Source organism: Gilliamella sp. CG13 (genome assembly GCF_046635805.1).
Classification (GTDB): domain Bacteria; phylum Pseudomonadota; class Gammaproteobacteria; order Enterobacterales; family Orbaceae; genus Gilliamella; species Gilliamella apicola_I.
On the sequence record NZ_JBIDFM010000001.1, the window covers coordinates 324,530 to 341,400 of the forward strand.

The window sequence follows — 16,871 nt, forward strand, 5'->3', positions numbered from 1 at the left end:
GATTTACCAACCCATCACTAATTGCTGAGGAATATTATCATTTTTGACTTCAAGCAACGGTTTTTCTTGCAAAGAAAGCCGAATATACTGCTCGGATGAGTCTAATAATTTAAATTTTCGCATTTCATGGCAAATAATAAAAAATTGGGCTCTTTTTAGAACAACGCCTATTCGTTTTAAAGCTTCTAAATTTAATTTACGATGTCGCCTTGCTAAAACAATTAATTTTGCCGATTTAACACCAATACCCGGTACCCGTAAAATTTTTTGATAACTATCACGGTTTATATCTACCGGAAAGAATTGGGGATTTCGAATAGCCCACGCCAGTTTAGGATCAACAGTTAAATCAAGATCAGGATATTGATCATTGACAATTTCGTCGACACTAAAATCGTAGAATCGTAATAACCAATCAGCTTGATAAAGGCGATTTTCTCGCACTCTTGGTACTTCTTGCAATACGGGTAATCTTTTATCATAACCATTAACAGGAATAAACCCTGAATAATAAACACGCTTCATGCTTGGTCGTTTATAGAGTTTAGCCGTTAGTTGTAAAATCTGGCTGTCTGTCTCATCTGTCGCCCCAATAATGACTTGAGTGCTCTGCCCTGCTGGTACAAATTTTGGCGTAGATTTAATTTTTTTTCGATCTTCTATGTTTTCAAGTAAGTTTTGATGAATATGGCGCATTGGTTGATAAATGCTTTGATGATCTTTATCGGGCGCTAATAACTTTAGATTTTTTTCTGTCGGGATCTCTAAGTTCACACTCATTCGATCAACCAACAAACCAGCCTGAACTATAAGATCATTACTGGCACCAGGAATGGCTTTCATGTGGATATAGCCATTAAATCCATGTTCATTACGTAATATTTTTACCACTCTAATCATTTTTTCCATCGTATGATCAGGGCTTCTGACAATGCCAGAACTTAAGAAAAGTCCTTCAATATAGTTACGACGATAAAATTCAATGGTTAAATCAGCTAATTCTTTAGGCGTAAATCCAGCTCTGGGAATATCATTGCTTTGGCGATTTATACAATAAGCACAGTCAAACATGCAATAGTTAGTTAACATGATTTTAAGCAAAGAGACACAACGCCCATCAGCAGTGAATGAATGACATATTCCACAACGATGCGCACTGCCAATCCCTTTATTTTTATTAGTTCGAGATGAGCCACTTGAAGCACAAGAAATATCATACTTTGCTGATTCAGCTAATATTTCAAGCTTTGATATCATCTTTTCATTCATTGCTAACCCCTTATACTGTATAAACAAACAGTATTATACTAATCACTTTTTAATTAGCAAGTAAATAAACAATCAGAAAAGTGTAATTTTAGGTACTTAACAAAGTATGAGGTTTATTGTTAATAAAACATAATAATTAATATAATTTAAAGGATAATTGATATATTTTTTACTTTCGAAATTACTCGATTTAATATTATAAATAAAATAGCTTCGTTAGGTATTGTTCAGCTTACAAGTGTACGCTATAATCACATCAATTTTTCTTATGAAGCCAGTTAATTTAGGAGCAGAATATTACATGAAACGAGTTGTTATTACCGGATTAGGTATTCTTTCGAGTATTGGGAACAATACTAAAGAGGTTTTAGAATCATTAAAAGTGGGTCGTAGTGGAATCACTTTTTCTCAAGAAATGAAAGATAGCGGAATGCGAAGCCATGTTTGCGGTAATGTTAAATTAGATACTACTGGACTTATCGATCGCAAAATCGTGCGCTTTATGAATGATGCTTCTATCTATGGTTATCTTGCTCTACAACAAGCTATTGACGATGCAAAATTGACTCCTGAACAAGTCTCAAATCCTCGAACTGGTTTAATTGCGGGCTATGGTGGTTCAACCAAAACTCAATATAACGTCGTTGCAGGTATGAAAGAAAAGGGATTACGTGGCGTGGGGCCTTATGCTGTGACAAAATCAATGTCATCAGCCATTTCAGCTTGTTTAGCAACACCATTTAAAATCAAAGGGATTAGCTATTCTATGACGTCAGCTTGTGCAACGTCTGTACACTGTATTGGTCATGCTGCTGAGCTGATTCAACTCGGTAAACAAGATATTGTTTTTGCCGGTGGTGGTGAAGAACTTTGTTGGGAAATGTCATGTGAATTTGATGCAATGGGTGCGTTATCAACTAAATACAATGATACACCTGAAAAAGCATCTCGTGCCTATGACGCCAACCGTGATGGATTTGTGATTGCCGGCGGTGCTGGTATGGTTGTAGTTGAAGAGTTAGAGCATGCGCTTGCTCGTGGTGCCCATATCTATGGTGAACTGGTTGGTTATGCTGCTACATCTGACGGTTATGACATGGTAGCCCCATCTGGTGAAGGTGCAATGCGTTGTATGCAACTTGCGATCCAAGATTTAGATGTGCCTGTGGATTATATCAATACACACGGTACATCAACTCCTGTTGGTGACGTTAAAGAGCTATGGGCTATCAAGCAAGTATTTGGTGATAATATCCCGGCGATTTCATCCACTAAATCAATGACGGGTCACTCGTTAAGTGCGACCGGTGCACAAGAATTAATTTATTCATTATTAATGTTAGAACATGGCTTTATTACGCCAAGTATTAACATTGATGAACTTGATGAAGCCGCTATTGGCATGAACATTATCACTGAACCAACCGAGCGTGAATTAACGACAGTCATGTCGAATAGCTTCGGATTTGGTGGAACTAACGCTTCAATTGTCATGAAAAAATATAAAGCTTAGTCTAGTGTTTTAGTTAAATAAAAACCGTTCTCTTTGGAACGGTTTTTTTATTCACGTTCAAAAATATCGCAAACATTCATTTTATAAACATCCTATTTTTCATTGGTTAACTAATTAATGCGTTACGTTAACCTGACTTATTTTTGAATCACATAGTAATCAATAAATTTCGCAGATATTTTTATCTCTTTTACAACAAGATGATTTTTAGAGAAAATAAAATAATTTTACTTTTCCGATTAGGTTAATCGTATAGATTTCTTCTTAGTTATTCTGACTACTTTTATTCCACTTGTTTAATCAAACCTTATGGCAACCATATTAATGGATTGAATAGCAATAACAAAAAGCAGAGCATTGCTCCACTTTTTTAACGTGTTATTTTTTGAATGAATAGCGTTAAAATTGCCGATGCAATCAGTGATAGCACCATAAATAAAAAACCACTTTGGTATCCACCATCTGATTTTTCAATTAAAAAACCGATGATAAAGGGTGAAATAATTCCGGCAACTTGTCCGCCAAAATTAACGATACTGGAAGCTTTACCCATAATGACCGTTGGAATAAGTTGCATTAACATTCCCCAAAAAATAGCAAAGGCAATAAACATAAACAACGCTGAAATACATTGAAAAGCAATGGCTGCATCTAGATTTTCAACGTTAAACATGAGAAATAAAAAACTAGCAGATAAGATTGCGGTAACGCCATAAATAATTTTGAGTCGTTGTACAAATTTATCGGCAAGATAGCCACCGATCAAGGTACCTACTGCACCAAATAAAAATGGAATAGCTGCCCATATCCCAGTTTTGGATAACGATAATCCTCTTGCTTCCAGTAAATAACTGGGTAACCAAGTCGTAAATCCCCAAAAAGTAATATCAAATAAAAACCAAATTAGCGACAGCTTCCATAATAAAGGCATTTTCAACACATCCGCTAGCGACTGGCTATTATTGCGCAAATTGACGTTATGATTAGGGGGATTAAAATTGTCATTGCATTCTTGTAGTTCATGCAATTCTTCAGGCTTGATTAAGGGATTTTCAGCAGGATGATTGTGTATCAAACGGTAGATAAGATAACCTAATACTAATCCGGGCAGGCTCAACAGAATAAACACGGCACGCCAACCTAACCATTCGATAATTGTCACCGCAACGATGACCGAAATAGCAGGCCCTAATGTATTGACAGAAGATTGAATCGCAGTGGCTCGACCTCGTTCTTTAGCAGGAAAATAAGTGGCAATGGTTTTCCATGATGAAGCAGGAAACCCGCCTTCTCCTAGACCAAACAGAAATCTGACTAATAACATTAAAGGCAGAATATAGATTAAACCTGTGAAAAAAGTAAAAACTGACCACCAAACGATGGCGAATGCCATGACTTTACGGGATCCAAATCTATCGGATAAATACCCGCCCGGTATTTGAAAAAGGGCATAACCAATAAAAAAAGCACTGATAATTGATGCTTGTTCTATTTTATCCAACCCTAAATCGTCACCAATAAAGGGAAGCGATACATTCATCACCATTCGATCGAGAAATGATACTAACCAAGCAGACCATAATAACAACAGGACACTATAACGACCTTTCCACTTTTTAGGATGATATCCCGATGTCGGCTCTTTATTTGTTAAGATACTCATAGAATTTCCTTAAGTATAATTAGGCTATTGTCCTCCATCACTCAAATCAATGAGCAACGAGTCACAACGCTTTTAGACGCTAATTTGATAATCTGCTTTTATTGCAACCAATAACAACTAACTTACTTTTCGATATAAATGGTGTATCTAATACTTTTAATAGTTATAAGATCAGCTCACCTTAGTGAGCTTTATAACGATGACGATATATTACGAATTTTGATAAATGTTCCAGGCAGCTTGAAGACCAGCACCTTGTATGGTTTTAAAGCCAAGACGGTTTAACACGGCTTCAAATGCGGTCAAGGTTTGTAAAACACACTGTTTTCTGGCGTTATATCCCATTGTGCCAATGCGCCAAACATTCCCTTTAAGTGGGCCAAAAGATGCCCCTATTTCGATACCGAAATCATTCAGCATTAGGTTACGAACTTGTTGGTCGTCGATATTTTCAGGACGCATAACCCCAACCACATTATTCATTTTGTATTTAAGATCGCCAAAAAGTTTAAGCCCCATCGCTTGCAAACCTGCGACCATTGCCTCGCCATTAATACGATGACGTTCAATAACATTATCTAGTCCTTCTTGTAACACAATACGGGCACACTCTCTTGCAGCGTAAAGCATCGAAGTTGCTTCTGTGTGATGATTAATGCGTTCCGCCCCCCAATAGCGGATGATCATATCGATGTCAAAATAGTTAGAATAGATGATTTCGTCATTGCCACTGGTATCACCCTCTGCACGAATGCCTAATTCAACGCATTTGCGAGCTTGAATAACGTCGACCATCGCAGGACTTAAGGTTAATGGTGCAACACCCGGTGGACCACTTAAACATTTTTGTAAACTGACTGATACCCCATCGAGTTGCCATTTATCCACTTCCAAAGTATTACCGACGATTGAAGCAGTCGCATCAACATACGACAACACACCATGTCGGCGACAAATTTCACCGATTTTATCAAGCGGTTGAAGTAACGTTGTCGAAGTATCGCCCTGAACACAAAGTAATAATCTCGGTTTCACTTTTTTGATCGCATCTTCAATCACATTAGGATCAAACACTTCACCCCATGGTACTTCAATCGTGTGGACTTGTGCCCGACAACGATGGGCAATCTCGCATAGCAATAATCCAAACCGACCAAAAACCGGTACCAAAACTTTATCACCCGGACGAATAGTTGAAATTAAGACCGCTTCAATTCCTGCTCGTGCTGTGCCATCAATCACAAAAGTTTGCTCATTGGTGGTTTTGAAAATATCTCGATACAGTGCCATTGTTTGATTCATATAATCCGTCATAACTGGATCAAATTGACCAATTAATGGCGCAGCCATAGCACGGGTCACTCTTGGATCGGCATTAATTGGCCCCGGTCCCATGAGTAAACGCATCGGCGGATTAATTTGATCATACTTATCTAGGTCTAACATATTATTTTTCCTTTATTAATATCAAATTTGTTAATTAACAATGTCTACTTTAAGAACGAATTGGATTACCTTTTTTTATCAATATTTTTTAAAAAACGAAGTGCAATAGGATGATGATATTTAAACAAATTGACGATTTCATTCATCACTTTACCCATATTCGATTTTTTCCATGCTAACGAAAGTGGTGAGGGTTTGCGTTCATTAATCACTTTGCATTCAATTAATTCCCCCGTGTCCAAATAGGGTTGACACAAAGAGCGAGGCAAAAATCCAATACCAAGCCCTTTTAAATGACAAGCCAATTTAGTTGAAATATCCGGTACGATGATTTCGGTCTGACTTGGCAATAACCATGCCACACGTTTATTCATATGAATAGAGGTATCTTCAACATTGATTGCAGGATATTTACGCAGTGCATCATTTGATAAAGGACTATCTATACGAGTGATAGGATGATGCTTAGCAGCTACAAATGCCCAAGTTATTTCGCCTAATGGAAAGATATTAATCATATTATCCAGTGATTCCGTGCCTGTTGCCCCAATAGCAAGATGACATTCTCCATATAACAATGAATCCCACACCCCCATATAAACTTGGCGATTAATCGTAAAATGGGTAAAAGGAAATTTTTCCAGTAGATAATCTAGCAGTTCTGTAATAGCGTCGCTGTCATATAATAGGTTATTAATGGTTAAATTGACTCTACGTTCAACGCCATCACGAATTTGTTGTAACTCTTCGGGCATTGAATTTAACCATAATAACCACTGACTACAATGCTCATAAAGGTGTTGACCGGCAAGCGTAAGTGAAACCGTTCGAGTGGTTCGTTCAAATAGCTGAGTGTTGAGTTCAGCTTCTAATGATTTTATTCGATAGCTAATTGCGGCTGGGGTTTTATATAATAACTTTGCGGCTTTAGAAAAACTGTTACACTCAACAACTTTAGTAAATGTGCGCATAGTTTCTGTATCTAACATACTTCAATCCCTTATGACAAAACGATCGATACCAAGCCAAATACCAAGCAACAGATCAGCCCCTGAAGTATGACCATAATTTGATATCTCAGCCAAAGATCGATGTTGATATTTTTGTTGATTGAGTGCGGTTATAACTTGCAGTACTTGTAATGAAAATCTTCCTTGCAGGGCATGACGTAAAAAAGTCGCACTAATAGTTGTCGTTAAAGAATCAAGATCAAGCTTCAGTATGGCACGTTGTAACAAGTTACATCGACGATAAAAACGCTGATCACTTAATAGTACTGCAATCATGCCAATCAAAATATCATCAAAGCTGGGGGTTAATCCTGCTCCTAGACCAATAAAAGGGGTAATATCATCAGAATATCCATTTAATAATGCGTCAATTTTGTCACAAAACTGGCACAATTCAGGCGCCCTTTTTTCAGTAATATTTTGTCTTAACTCGCCAAACAATCCTGTAGGATTATTGATCTGCTTGAATAATTGAGCAACTCTATTTTTATCATAATTGGTAAGCGGATAAGGAAGTAATTGCAAAGAGCAGATGTGTGTTTTCGCACTAATTTGAATATGTCCGATAATTAAGTCACCCGTTGCTAATTGTTCGATTGGTTTATGACGTTGAGTTAGTGTCTGTTTGATTAAATCAAATTGAGCACTTTTTAGTAACCAACCCATTGGCGACAAACCGTGACCATAACGGTGTAAAGTGATAAGCTGCTTTGCATTATTAATCAGATTAATGGTATGTTCATGCAGACTAAATAGTGTTAAATCACTCACAGTAAATGGTACATGGGCACTTTTAAGCAATGGCTTTATAGATTGCGTAATACGTTTTGATGTATGGAAAACTCCCTGCCGATTAAAATCGGCAGAGAATGGTGAGAGCCATTGCTGATTTTCAGCTTGATTATCGGTACGATGACAATCTGCAAGTTCCTGATTCATAAATTACACTTTCAATTTTATCGCTAATGCCTCAAGCGCTTTTTCAAAACAGGCTAACGGCGCACGCACCGTTCCTGCACCAATTTGACCCACACCTGCTTGTTTATGGGCAATTCCTGTATTAATTAAGGGCGTAATACCGGTTTCTACAATCAGACGAAGATCTAATCCCATACAACATCCTTGAAAGTTCCAAGACGGTATTTGTAGTTGCATATTATGTTCTAAAAAGATTTCGCTCATCTCTTCTGATACTTCATATGCAACATCCGCACCACCTGCGCCAACAAAACGGGTTACCCCTGGTGCAGCAACCATTGCCACCCCACCAATACCAAATGTTTCAGTTATTGCACTATCACCGATATCGGGGTTCGCATCCTTTTGGGAGTATCCGGTAAAGAAAAGTCCTTGTGGTGTGTTAACGGGTGCAGTAAACCATTCATCACCCAGTCCACTGACTTTAATACCAAAATCTTTACCATTACGTGTCATCGCAGTAATAATAGTGCCGGCTTGGATCTGTGCTGCGCTATCCATAACTGATTTACAATATGCCATGGCTAAATTCAAAAAGAATTGGTCGGTGACACTTAAAAAATCAAAAATCTTCGCCATTTCTTCTTTACTACGATTAAGCAGAGCTAATTTAGGTGATAAGGTACGAAGTAATAATGCCGATGCAGCAATATTGCGTTGATGAAACTCATCCCCCATTGAAATGGCTTGAGCCATCAGTGCGGTTAAGTCGATTCCTTTTTCAAATAATTTTAATGTTTCATTAAGCGCCGGTGCTAATGACATTTTCATCCAGTGATGACGATTTAACACCTCTTGCCCATAGGCACCAAAACGCATGACTTTTCCAATACCTTCATTCAAATTGCAGTAAGCTCGGTTGCCATGAGTAATATTTTCAACCACAACAACAGGCATATTTGCCGAAGTAATCCCACCCATAGGGCCAACAGCATGAACCGAATGACAAGGTATAAATTCCACTTTACCTGTCGTTAGCAAAGCTAGTGCCTGTTCTTCATTTTGCGCCCAGCCTTCAAATAAACAGGCACCAATACAGGCACCTTGCATTGGTCCAGTCATGTCCTGCCATATAATCGGTGGGCCTGCATGTAATAATTTGTAACCTTGTGCCAAAGTCGGGATCGCTTCTTTAGCAGCAATAACACCAACCCAATGCGGTCTTGCCGCTTTAATTATTTCAATAATGGCCTGATTTGCTTCATTAATTGATGAGTTCATTGTTACAACCTCTTAGTTTAATTTTTTCAAAATAGCCGCTAATTTTTGATTGCCACCAGCTATCGGTGCCCATTGATAATGCACCACAGGAATATTTGATGATTGCAGATCTTCAGCAAAACTCCGCAAACCGGCATTAATCACACTGATATGCTCAAGTAAAGGGTAAGGTTTTAAGCAATCAATTTTATTTGCTGGCGTAATTAATTTTGTGGCTAATAAAATGGCTTCGGGTAAATTATCCATTACGGTAATACCTGCCGATTGAAGTGCTGCAATTTGCTTACTACGACATTGTGGATCGGATTCAGATCCTGTCACCGTGGCAATAGCAATTAAGGGATGATGAGAAGATCGTTTAGCGTTAGCCTTGTTGTAACCTGAGATTATTGATTCAGCCGGATTCGCATTTGCGCCATAGCCTATGACCAGATCAAGCAACAATACCCCCACCCCTGTTTGCTCGCCCAATTGTGCTATTGCATGTTCACGTATGGATGGGTCAATCATGGGATGTGGGCGTCCAACGGTATAAAAGTCATCGCCCAGATCGATAATTTTATGACCTTGTTGGTCAAACATGATGCCTTTGTCGTGGTTATCACTGAGCAAAAGATTGAGTTGATTAGCCAGCAACATTGCGGCTTCCGATGCTAATGTACCACCGGTATATAATCCCATGATGGTTTGATGAGCCACACTAGGCAACGTGCTCTTCGCACTTTCAACTTTGGCTAATAAACAAGCTAATCTAGCAGCTTCATCTAACGTGCTGGCAAAAAAGATATTATCGTCTTGCCGTTTATCAATACAGGAACCTAAAAAGAGCGCTACAATAGGTTTAGCTATTTGCTTCATTGCATTAATCACTTTTATACGGACACTTTCTGCTGGCGGTTTAGAAATAAAAGTAATGACTTGCGTTTGCTTGTCAGCTGCTAGCATAGTTAATGCGGTTAATGCGCTAATCCCCCCTACTGCTTGCGATAAATCACGTCCGCCAAGTCCAATTGCTTGTGTAATTCCCTGATTGAGTAATGCAATTTGTGAAATCACTTCTTGAATGCCGGTTCCCGATGCCCCAATCACCCCAATGTTACCGTTAGGTATCACGTTAGAAAATGCCAATGGCGCCCCAGCTATGATTGCCGTTCCACAATCCGGCCCCATGACAATAAGATCTTTTGCTGCTGCGCTTTTTTTCAAACGGATTTCATCTTCAAGCGACACATTATCGGAAAATATCATGACATTTTTATTTTCATCTAACGCTTGTTCTGCCAATTCTGCCGCATATTCACCGGCAATTGAAATAAGCACCAAATTAGCATCAGGGAGTTTTCGATTAGCGGTTGCAAAACGCCTTGCTTTAAGTAATTTACTGCCCCCCTGCTGTTGCTGAGCAATATTTTTTAAAGCCTCTTCAAGTTGTGAACGAATTAAATCTATGGCATCGCTAGCATCATCATGCGTTTTAATTGCTACACAGATATCATTAGGCGTTGCTTGATTGAAAGTATCACTCCAAAATCCCGTGGCTACAAGCAATGATTTATTGGCTGGTGTTCCCATCATAACGGAAACTTCATCGACTTCTTCAAGGTTACTCAGCTTTTTAGATATCAACATGAGGCTAACAGAATCCTGAAAACTACCTTTTTTTATGAAAGATTGAATCATGAGAATTGGACCTCTCAGTTATTAAATTATTGTAATAAATGCTGTAATGGTAATTGGAAATAAATAGATATGCGCTTGCTAGATGTTAAAAGACATTTTCATTGACGCGATAAATTATCCTACTCAGTCATACCCTGCTATCCGCTTTGAATCTGTTTTACAACAACAATATTGCGTTAACCTATTAAATCTAACTATCAGACTATATTTATATATTACGTAAAAAAAGCGGAATAAATAGGTCATAAGTCACAAAACAATCATCTATATCATTAAATAAATATGAATATAATCATGAAGATAAATTATTATTAAAAAATTTTTTATAATAATAACCCATTAATTTAATTAAATTTTATAAATCTAAAATAGTTAGTTTGATCACATTATTCTCTGCTATTAATAGATAGTCTAAACGGCAAATAAACAATTATCGAATTTGTTCCAGAACTAAAAACCTAATTAAAAACGAGTAGTTAAAAAGAGTTAAAGCAATTTTTCTAAACGAATGGTTAATGATAGGTAAACGCTTATGAATATCTTGTATGATGATGTGGCTAATGCAGTTAAATGGATATCGAGTTTTGGGGGGCTTGAACAAGGCGGTACCACCCGACTGCTATATACACCAGAATGGCTGGCCGCCCAAAATGCCTTAAAAGACAGAATGACGCAAATCGGTATGGAAAGCGACTTTGATGAAATAGGCAATCTTTATGGACGATTCAAAGGTAGCAAATATCCGGATGAAGTCATTATGTCTGGGTCGCATGTTGATACCGTTGTTAACGGTGGCAAACTTGACGGGCAACTTGGTATTATTGCTGCGTTACTTGCCATGCAATACTTACATCAACATTATGGTCAACCGTTACGAACACTAGAACTCATCTCAATGGCAGAAGAAGAAGGTAGCCGTTTTCCGTATGTTTTTTGGGGAAGTAAAAATGTGTTTGCCATTGCCGATCATCGTGATGTTAATGAGATTGAAGATAGTGACGGAATCAAATTTGTTGATGCCATGAAAGCATGTGGATTTAATTTCAAAACTCAGCCTGCACGCAACGACATTAAAACTTTTCTAGAAATTCATATCGAACAAGGTGGCGTGCTTGAAAAAGAACAAAAAAGTATCGGTGTGGTGACAAGCATAGTTGGTCAGCGCCGTTATAACATCCGCTTAATTGGCGAAGCTAACCATGCCGGCACAACACCAATGGGTTATCGTAAAGACGCAGTTTATGCCTTTAGTCAAATCTGTTATCAATCAATTAATAAAGCCATAAAAGTGGGTGATCCCTTAGTCCTGACTTTTGGGCACGTTGAACCTAAACCGAATGTTGTAAACGTCGTGCCGGGTGAAGTGCTATTCACGATGGATTGTCGACATACCAATAAAGCGGAACTCGTCGCCTTCACCGAAGAGATTGAAGCGGATATGATTCGCATCGCCCATCAACTTAATCTTGAGATCGAAATCAATCGCTGGATGGATGAAGATCCCATTCCTATGGACACTAAATTAATTCATCTGCTAGAAGAAATCTGTGTTCAAGAAGGATTAAGTTATCGGGTAATGCACAGCGGTGCAGGTCATGACTCACAGATTTTCGCACCTCGTGTTCCAACAGCGATGCTATTTGTGCCGAGTATAAAAGGCATTAGTCACAATATAGCCGAAGATACCAAAACCGAAGATTTAGTTGAAGGCATTAAAGCGCTCACTTATGCCCTATATAAACTAGCTTATCAAGAGTAAGAGGAATCAATATGACCACGACAGAAAAAACAGGCGGTATTCAATATTGGCATAAAATCGTCGTATTATTATGTCTGGGTTGGACAGTGATGTGGATCTATCGCCCTGTGTTAACCGCTATCTTCCCTGAAGTTCAACAAACTATAGGCCCTCAATCCAATACGGAACTTGGACTTATTGCAAGTTGCTATTTTTTTGCTTACACCGCAATGCAAATTCCGGCTGGCATTCTTGTCGATCGATTCGGTAAAAAAGCCGTGGTGATTCCGGGATTTTTACTCTTTACCATAGCGGCATTAATCATTGGTAATGCACATTCAATTATGATGATTTATGTCGGTAGCTTATTGGCTGGATTAGGATGTGGCTCTTATTATGGATCAGCTTGGTCGCTTTCTGCTGAAAACATTCCTTCGCAACATCGCGGTTTTGCTTCTGCTATTATTAATACTGGTTCAGCATTAGGAATGGGGATCAGTCTGCTTGCCACCAGCTTTTTGGTCAAATCATGGGGAATGCCTTGGGAATATATGCTATATATCATTGCAGCCTTATTACTTTGTTTAGTGGCAGGGTTTGCCCTGATTATTAAGGAAACGCAAAAACAAAAACAAAATCAAAGTCAATCATCGTCAGCAAAAGAAGCGGTCACATCCGCTGACGAACCGAACGCCAAACACCGATTTTTTAGTAGTCAAATGGTGGCTTCTTATATTATGTATTTTGCAACCTGCTATGGGTATTACATGATAGTTAGTTGGTTACCTAACTTTCTCGAAACCGAGCGTGGCTTTACGGGTGGAAACATTGGATCTGCATCGTCTTTGGTTGCCTTTGCAGCCATACCCGGGGCGTTAATCATCAGTAAAATATCAGATAAATACCAAAATAAACGGCTATTTTTCATTATTGTACTTGAGTTAATTGCAGCAGCGACCCTGTTAACGACCGTACAAGCAACAACCATCACGTTATTGCTAGGTGGGCTCATTTTTTATGGACTGTTTGGTAAATTGGCGGTAGAGCCTATCCTCATCTCACACGTGGCTGATACAGCACCGAAAACAAATTATGGCACTTCGTTTGGGGTATTTAACTTTTTTGGTATGAGCTCATCGGTAATTGCACCGCCATTAACCGGTTATTTAGCTGATCTAACCGGAACCAAAATGACAGGATTTTACGTGGCAATTGGCATTTTAATTATCGCTACCTTGCTCTTTTTCCTGATCAACATGCGTAAACATATCACCAATTAACAAATCAATCATTGCCGATCCATTGCGGTAGTCGGCAATTACTATATTGCTTTAAAACGATGTTGTTTTACAGGCTAGTTGCCTTTTACCCTAAAAAAACGAACAGCAAAGTATAAGATTATTATTTTTCAAGGAGATAAATATGGGGTACTTCAATCACAATACCGGTTATCCAAAAGATTTGCTGGCTTCCAGAGCCATCATCAAACGCCAAAATTATGCGCTTATTCCGCCTGATGGATTAGTCAAAAATGTCATTCCGGGATTCGAAAATTGTGATATCACTATCTTATCGACACCTAAGTTAGGTGCATCCTTCGTAGATTATCTTGTCACCATGCATCAAGATGCAAAAAATGTACAAGGTTTTGGCAGTGAAGGGATTGAACTTTTTGTTTATGTCATTAGTGGAGATATTACCGCCACCGCAGATAGTCAATCGTTTAGATTAAAGACTGGTGGCTATTTATATTGTCCTGCTGGGGTAAAATTATATCTACACAATCATGCCGAAAGTTCACGATTATTTCTCTACAAAAGACGTTATATCCCCTTAGCAGATTATCAAACTCGCATTATTTCCAATCACGTTCAGCAGTTAGAAAGCTTAAATTATGAAAATATGGATAACGTATTTATCCAAGACTTATTACCTAAAGAACTTGGATTTGATATGAATTTCCATATTTTAACCTTCAATCTCGGCGCCAGTCATGGTTACATTGAAACCCATGTCCAAGAACATGGTGCTTATCTGCTAAGTGGTGAAGGGATGTACCTACTGGATAATGAATGGATCCCCGTTAAAAAAGATGACTATATTTTTATGGGTGCCTATGCCTTACAAGCCTGTTATGCCGTTGGTAAAGTGCCTTTAAGTTATATCTATTCTAAAGATTGTCATCGAGACGTTGCTATCTAATCAATCAATAATAAGACAACGTAAACTTAAAAACGGATAAATCCGTTAACTTTAACAAATGATCAAGGAAACCATATGGAACTGATTGTCATTGCTTTAGGTGGTAATGCAATTGCCAAACGAAATGAACCTTTATCGGTTGAGAATCAATATCAAAATATTCATTCTACAACCAAATTAATTGCCAAATTAGCAGATAAATATCGATTAGTCATTGTACATGGTAATGGTCCGCAAGTGGGACTTTTAGCCTTGCAAAATGCAGCTTATTCAAAGGTACCGGCTTATCCGCTTGATATATTAGTTGCGCAAACTCAAGGCATGCTAGGGTATATGATAGGTCAAAGTTTACAGCAACAACCTAATGTTACCCAAGTGGTCACGTTACTTACGCAAGTGGAGGTTGATAAATATGATCCTTCGTTTACTCACCCGACAAAATTTATAGGGCCTGTCTATCCCCCCGAACAACAAAATCAACTCAAACAACAATATGGTTGGATATTTAAACAAGACGGTCAATACATTCGACGGGTAGTCCCCTCCCCTAAACCAAAAAAAATTTTGGAAATTGCAACCATTCAAAAATTGCTGAATGACAATACTATCGTGATCTGTAATGGGGGTGGTGGTATTCCTGTTATCAGCATTGACCATGGCTACCAAGGAGTGGAAGCGGTCATTGATAAAGATCTGTCTGCGGCGCAATTAGCCATACAGCTACAAGCTGATCACCTAATGATATTAACCGATGCTGATGCCATTTATGAAAACTGGGGGACACCACAACAAAAAGCACTTGGTCATGTTGATACTGAACGCCTAAAACCGCTTACTATCGATGATGGTGCCATTGGCCCTAAAGTCAAATCCGTCATTGAATTTGTCGAAAAAACAGGGAATACAGCTTATATCGGTACCCTAACAGATATTGAATCCTTATTAAAAGGTCAAAAAGGTACCGTAATAAAAAACCATTCCATGGTTAAATAGAATCCATTCAGAGGAGTACAAACATGAGAGTAGACCGAAAAACATTACATAATTTAATTGCGAAAAAACTACATAAAGCAGGATTAAGCAAAGAACATGCTGATATTGCTGCCGATGCACTAGCCTTTGCTGATGCAAGGGGAATACACTCACATGGAGCGGTAAGAGTTGAATACTATTCTGAGCGGATAGCCAAAGGCGGCATGACCACAAATCCCAATATGACCTATAAAGAAACCGGGCCAGCTAGTGCGATTCTCGATTTTGATAATGGATGTGGTTTGGTTGGCGCAAAAATTGGTATGGATAAAGCGATTGAACTAGCCAAAAAAAATGGCGTTGCCGTTGTCGGTATTCGACGCATGTCACACAGTGGTTCATTATGTTATTTTACCGAAATGGCAGCCGCTCATAATCTTGTTGCTATCTCAATGTGTCAATCTGATCCGATGGCGGTACCTTTTGGCGGTGCCGAAGAATTTTTTGGCACTAATCCTATCGCCTTTGCCGCCCCTTCTGCTGATGAAAGAGTCGTATCATTTGATATGGCAACGACTGTACAAGCTTGGGGTAAAGTATTGTATGCTCGCTCTAAAGGTGCAGCAATCCCCCCTACTTGGGCTGTTGATGAGCATGGTGAAGCCACTACCGATCCTTATAAAGTCAATGCATTATTACCTATTGCAGATGCAAAAGGATATGGATTAATGATGATGGTTGATGTGTTATCCGGAATTTTGCTTGGTGTACCATTTGGTAAAAACGTGTCTTCGATGTATGCCGATTTATCCAAAGGACGTGATCTAGGGCATTTACATATTGTCATTAACCCAGAATACTTTGTTGGGCTTGAAGTATTCAAAAAAAGCATGTCTGCGATGTTAGATCAATTGAAACAGGTAAAACCTGCAAAAGGCAATAGTGAAGTATTCTTCCCTGGTGAAAGAGGAAAAAAACGGGAAGCAGATTATATTAAAAATGGGATCGAAATCGTGGATGATATTTATCAATATTTGATTAGCGATGATGTTCACTTTGATCGTTACGATCACAAAAATAAATTTGCAGAATAAAAAGGGTTAATCATTAAGAGTGATTACAAGCTAAAAATAACCTTTTATTGTTGCATCAAAATAGTTAATTGTAGAGTTTATTGAT

General features: G+C 38.4%; 13 protein-coding genes. 6 read left to right on the forward strand and 7 right to left on the reverse strand.

Annotation, left to right across the window (positions count from 1 at the left end):
* Positions 1-3: 3 nt before the first annotated feature.
* On the reverse strand, positions 4-1,269 hold the full coding sequence (locus ACGH6R_RS01480; RefSeq protein WP_411598693.1) for a putative DNA modification/repair radical SAM protein: 1,266 nt from the start codon (positions 1,267-1,269) through the stop codon (positions 4-6).
* A 301-nt stretch (positions 1,270-1,570) separates the two neighbouring features.
* Between ACGH6R_RS01480 and fabB the strand changes: the two genes are divergently transcribed.
* A complete protein-coding gene (gene fabB, locus ACGH6R_RS01485) occupies positions 1,571-2,782 on the forward strand; it encodes a beta-ketoacyl-ACP synthase I (protein ID WP_065559433.1) in 1,212 nt (403 codons plus the stop codon).
* Between the two features lie 370 nt (positions 2,783-3,152).
* Here fabB and ACGH6R_RS01490 read toward each other — a convergent pair whose 3' ends face one another.
* The 6 genes from ACGH6R_RS01490 to fdrA all read right to left on the reverse strand — a co-directional run bounded on the left by ACGH6R_RS01490 (position 3,153) and on the right by fdrA (position 10,780).
* Positions 3,153-4,445, reverse strand: coding sequence for an MFS transporter (locus tag ACGH6R_RS01490; RefSeq protein WP_411598694.1), 1,293 nt, complete (start codon positions 4,443-4,445; stop codon positions 3,153-3,155).
* A 210-nt stretch (positions 4,446-4,655) separates the two neighbouring features.
* Entirely contained in the window at positions 4,656-5,891 is a 1,236-nt protein-coding gene (locus ACGH6R_RS01495; protein ID WP_411598695.1) for a pyridoxal-phosphate-dependent aminotransferase family protein, read from the reverse strand.
* Between the two features lie 65 nt (positions 5,892-5,956).
* Positions 5,957-6,880, reverse strand: coding sequence for an HTH-type transcriptional activator AllS (allS, locus tag ACGH6R_RS01500; RefSeq protein ID WP_411598696.1), 924 nt, complete (start codon positions 6,878-6,880; stop codon positions 5,957-5,959).
* A 3-nt stretch (positions 6,881-6,883) separates the two neighbouring features.
* On the reverse strand, positions 6,884-7,840 hold the full coding sequence (locus tag ACGH6R_RS01505; RefSeq protein WP_411598697.1) for a DUF2877 domain-containing protein: 957 nt from the start codon (positions 7,838-7,840) through the stop codon (positions 6,884-6,886).
* A gap of 3 nt (positions 7,841-7,843) precedes the next feature.
* Entirely contained in the window at positions 7,844-9,100 is a 1,257-nt protein-coding gene (locus tag ACGH6R_RS01510; RefSeq protein WP_411598698.1) for a DUF1116 domain-containing protein, read from the reverse strand.
* 12 nt (positions 9,101-9,112) lie between these two features.
* Positions 9,113-10,780, reverse strand: a complete 1,668-nt coding sequence (gene fdrA / locus ACGH6R_RS01515; protein WP_411598699.1) for an acyl-CoA synthetase FdrA — start codon at positions 10,778-10,780, stop codon at positions 9,113-9,115.
* A 532-nt stretch (positions 10,781-11,312) separates the two neighbouring features.
* Here fdrA and allC point away from each other — a divergent pair.
* The 5 genes from allC to allD all read left to right on the forward strand — a co-directional run bounded on the left by allC (position 11,313) and on the right by allD (position 16,786).
* Positions 11,313-12,539, forward strand: a complete 1,227-nt coding sequence (gene allC, locus ACGH6R_RS01520; RefSeq protein WP_411598700.1) for an allantoate deiminase — start codon at positions 11,313-11,315, stop codon at positions 12,537-12,539.
* A gap of 11 nt (positions 12,540-12,550) precedes the next feature.
* The gene (locus ACGH6R_RS01525; protein ID WP_411598701.1) at positions 12,551-13,798 is read left to right on the forward strand and encodes an MFS transporter; all 1,248 of its coding nucleotides are present in this window, start codon (positions 12,551-12,553) and stop codon (positions 13,796-13,798) included.
* Between the two features lie 142 nt (positions 13,799-13,940).
* Positions 13,941-14,720, forward strand: a complete 780-nt coding sequence (gene allE, locus ACGH6R_RS01530) for a (S)-ureidoglycine aminohydrolase (RefSeq protein WP_411598702.1) — start codon at positions 13,941-13,943, stop codon at positions 14,718-14,720.
* A gap of 75 nt (positions 14,721-14,795) precedes the next feature.
* Positions 14,796-15,713: a carbamate kinase gene (locus ACGH6R_RS01535; RefSeq protein ID WP_411598703.1), complete on the forward strand. Its 918-nt coding sequence runs from the start codon at positions 14,796-14,798 to the stop codon at positions 15,711-15,713.
* A gap of 23 nt (positions 15,714-15,736) precedes the next feature.
* Positions 15,737-16,786 carry an ureidoglycolate dehydrogenase gene (gene allD / locus ACGH6R_RS01540; protein ID WP_411598704.1) on the forward strand — a complete coding sequence of 350 codons (1,050 nt, stop codon included), beginning with the start codon at positions 15,737-15,739 and terminating at the stop codon, positions 16,784-16,786.
* Positions 16,787-16,871: the final 85 nt, after the last annotated feature.

Bases quoted from the DNA above. Each gene is read 5' to 3' on its own strand.
- ACGH6R_RS01480 (WP_411598693.1), bottom strand. From the start codon at position 1,269: ATGAATGAAAAGATGATATCAAAGCTTGAAATATTAGCTGAATCAGCA.
- fabB (WP_065559433.1), top strand. From the start codon at position 1,571: ATGAAACGAGTTGTTATTACCGGATTAGGTATTCTTTCGAGTATTGGG.
- ACGH6R_RS01490 (WP_411598694.1), bottom strand. From the start codon at position 4,445: ATGAGTATCTTAACAAATAAAGAGCCGACATCGGGATATCATCCTAAA.
- ACGH6R_RS01495 (WP_411598695.1), bottom strand. From the start codon at position 5,891: ATGTTAGACCTAGATAAGTATGATCAAATTAATCCGCCGATGCGTTTA.
- allS (WP_411598696.1), bottom strand. From the start codon at position 6,880: ATGTTAGATACAGAAACTATGCGCACATTTACTAAAGTTGTTGAGTGT.
- ACGH6R_RS01505 (WP_411598697.1), bottom strand. From the start codon at position 7,840: ATGAATCAGGAACTTGCAGATTGTCATCGTACCGATAATCAAGCTGAA.
- ACGH6R_RS01510 (WP_411598698.1), bottom strand. From the start codon at position 9,100: ATGAACTCATCAATTAATGAAGCAAATCAGGCCATTATTGAAATAATT.
- fdrA (WP_411598699.1), bottom strand. From the start codon at position 10,780: ATGATTCAATCTTTCATAAAAAAAGGTAGTTTTCAGGATTCTGTTAGC.
- allC (WP_411598700.1), top strand. From the start codon at position 11,313: ATGAATATCTTGTATGATGATGTGGCTAATGCAGTTAAATGGATATCG.
- ACGH6R_RS01525 (WP_411598701.1), top strand. From the start codon at position 12,551: ATGACCACGACAGAAAAAACAGGCGGTATTCAATATTGGCATAAAATC.
- allE (WP_411598702.1), top strand. From the start codon at position 13,941: ATGGGGTACTTCAATCACAATACCGGTTATCCAAAAGATTTGCTGGCT.
- ACGH6R_RS01535 (WP_411598703.1), top strand. From the start codon at position 14,796: ATGGAACTGATTGTCATTGCTTTAGGTGGTAATGCAATTGCCAAACGA.
- allD (WP_411598704.1), top strand. From the start codon at position 15,737: ATGAGAGTAGACCGAAAAACATTACATAATTTAATTGCGAAAAAACTA.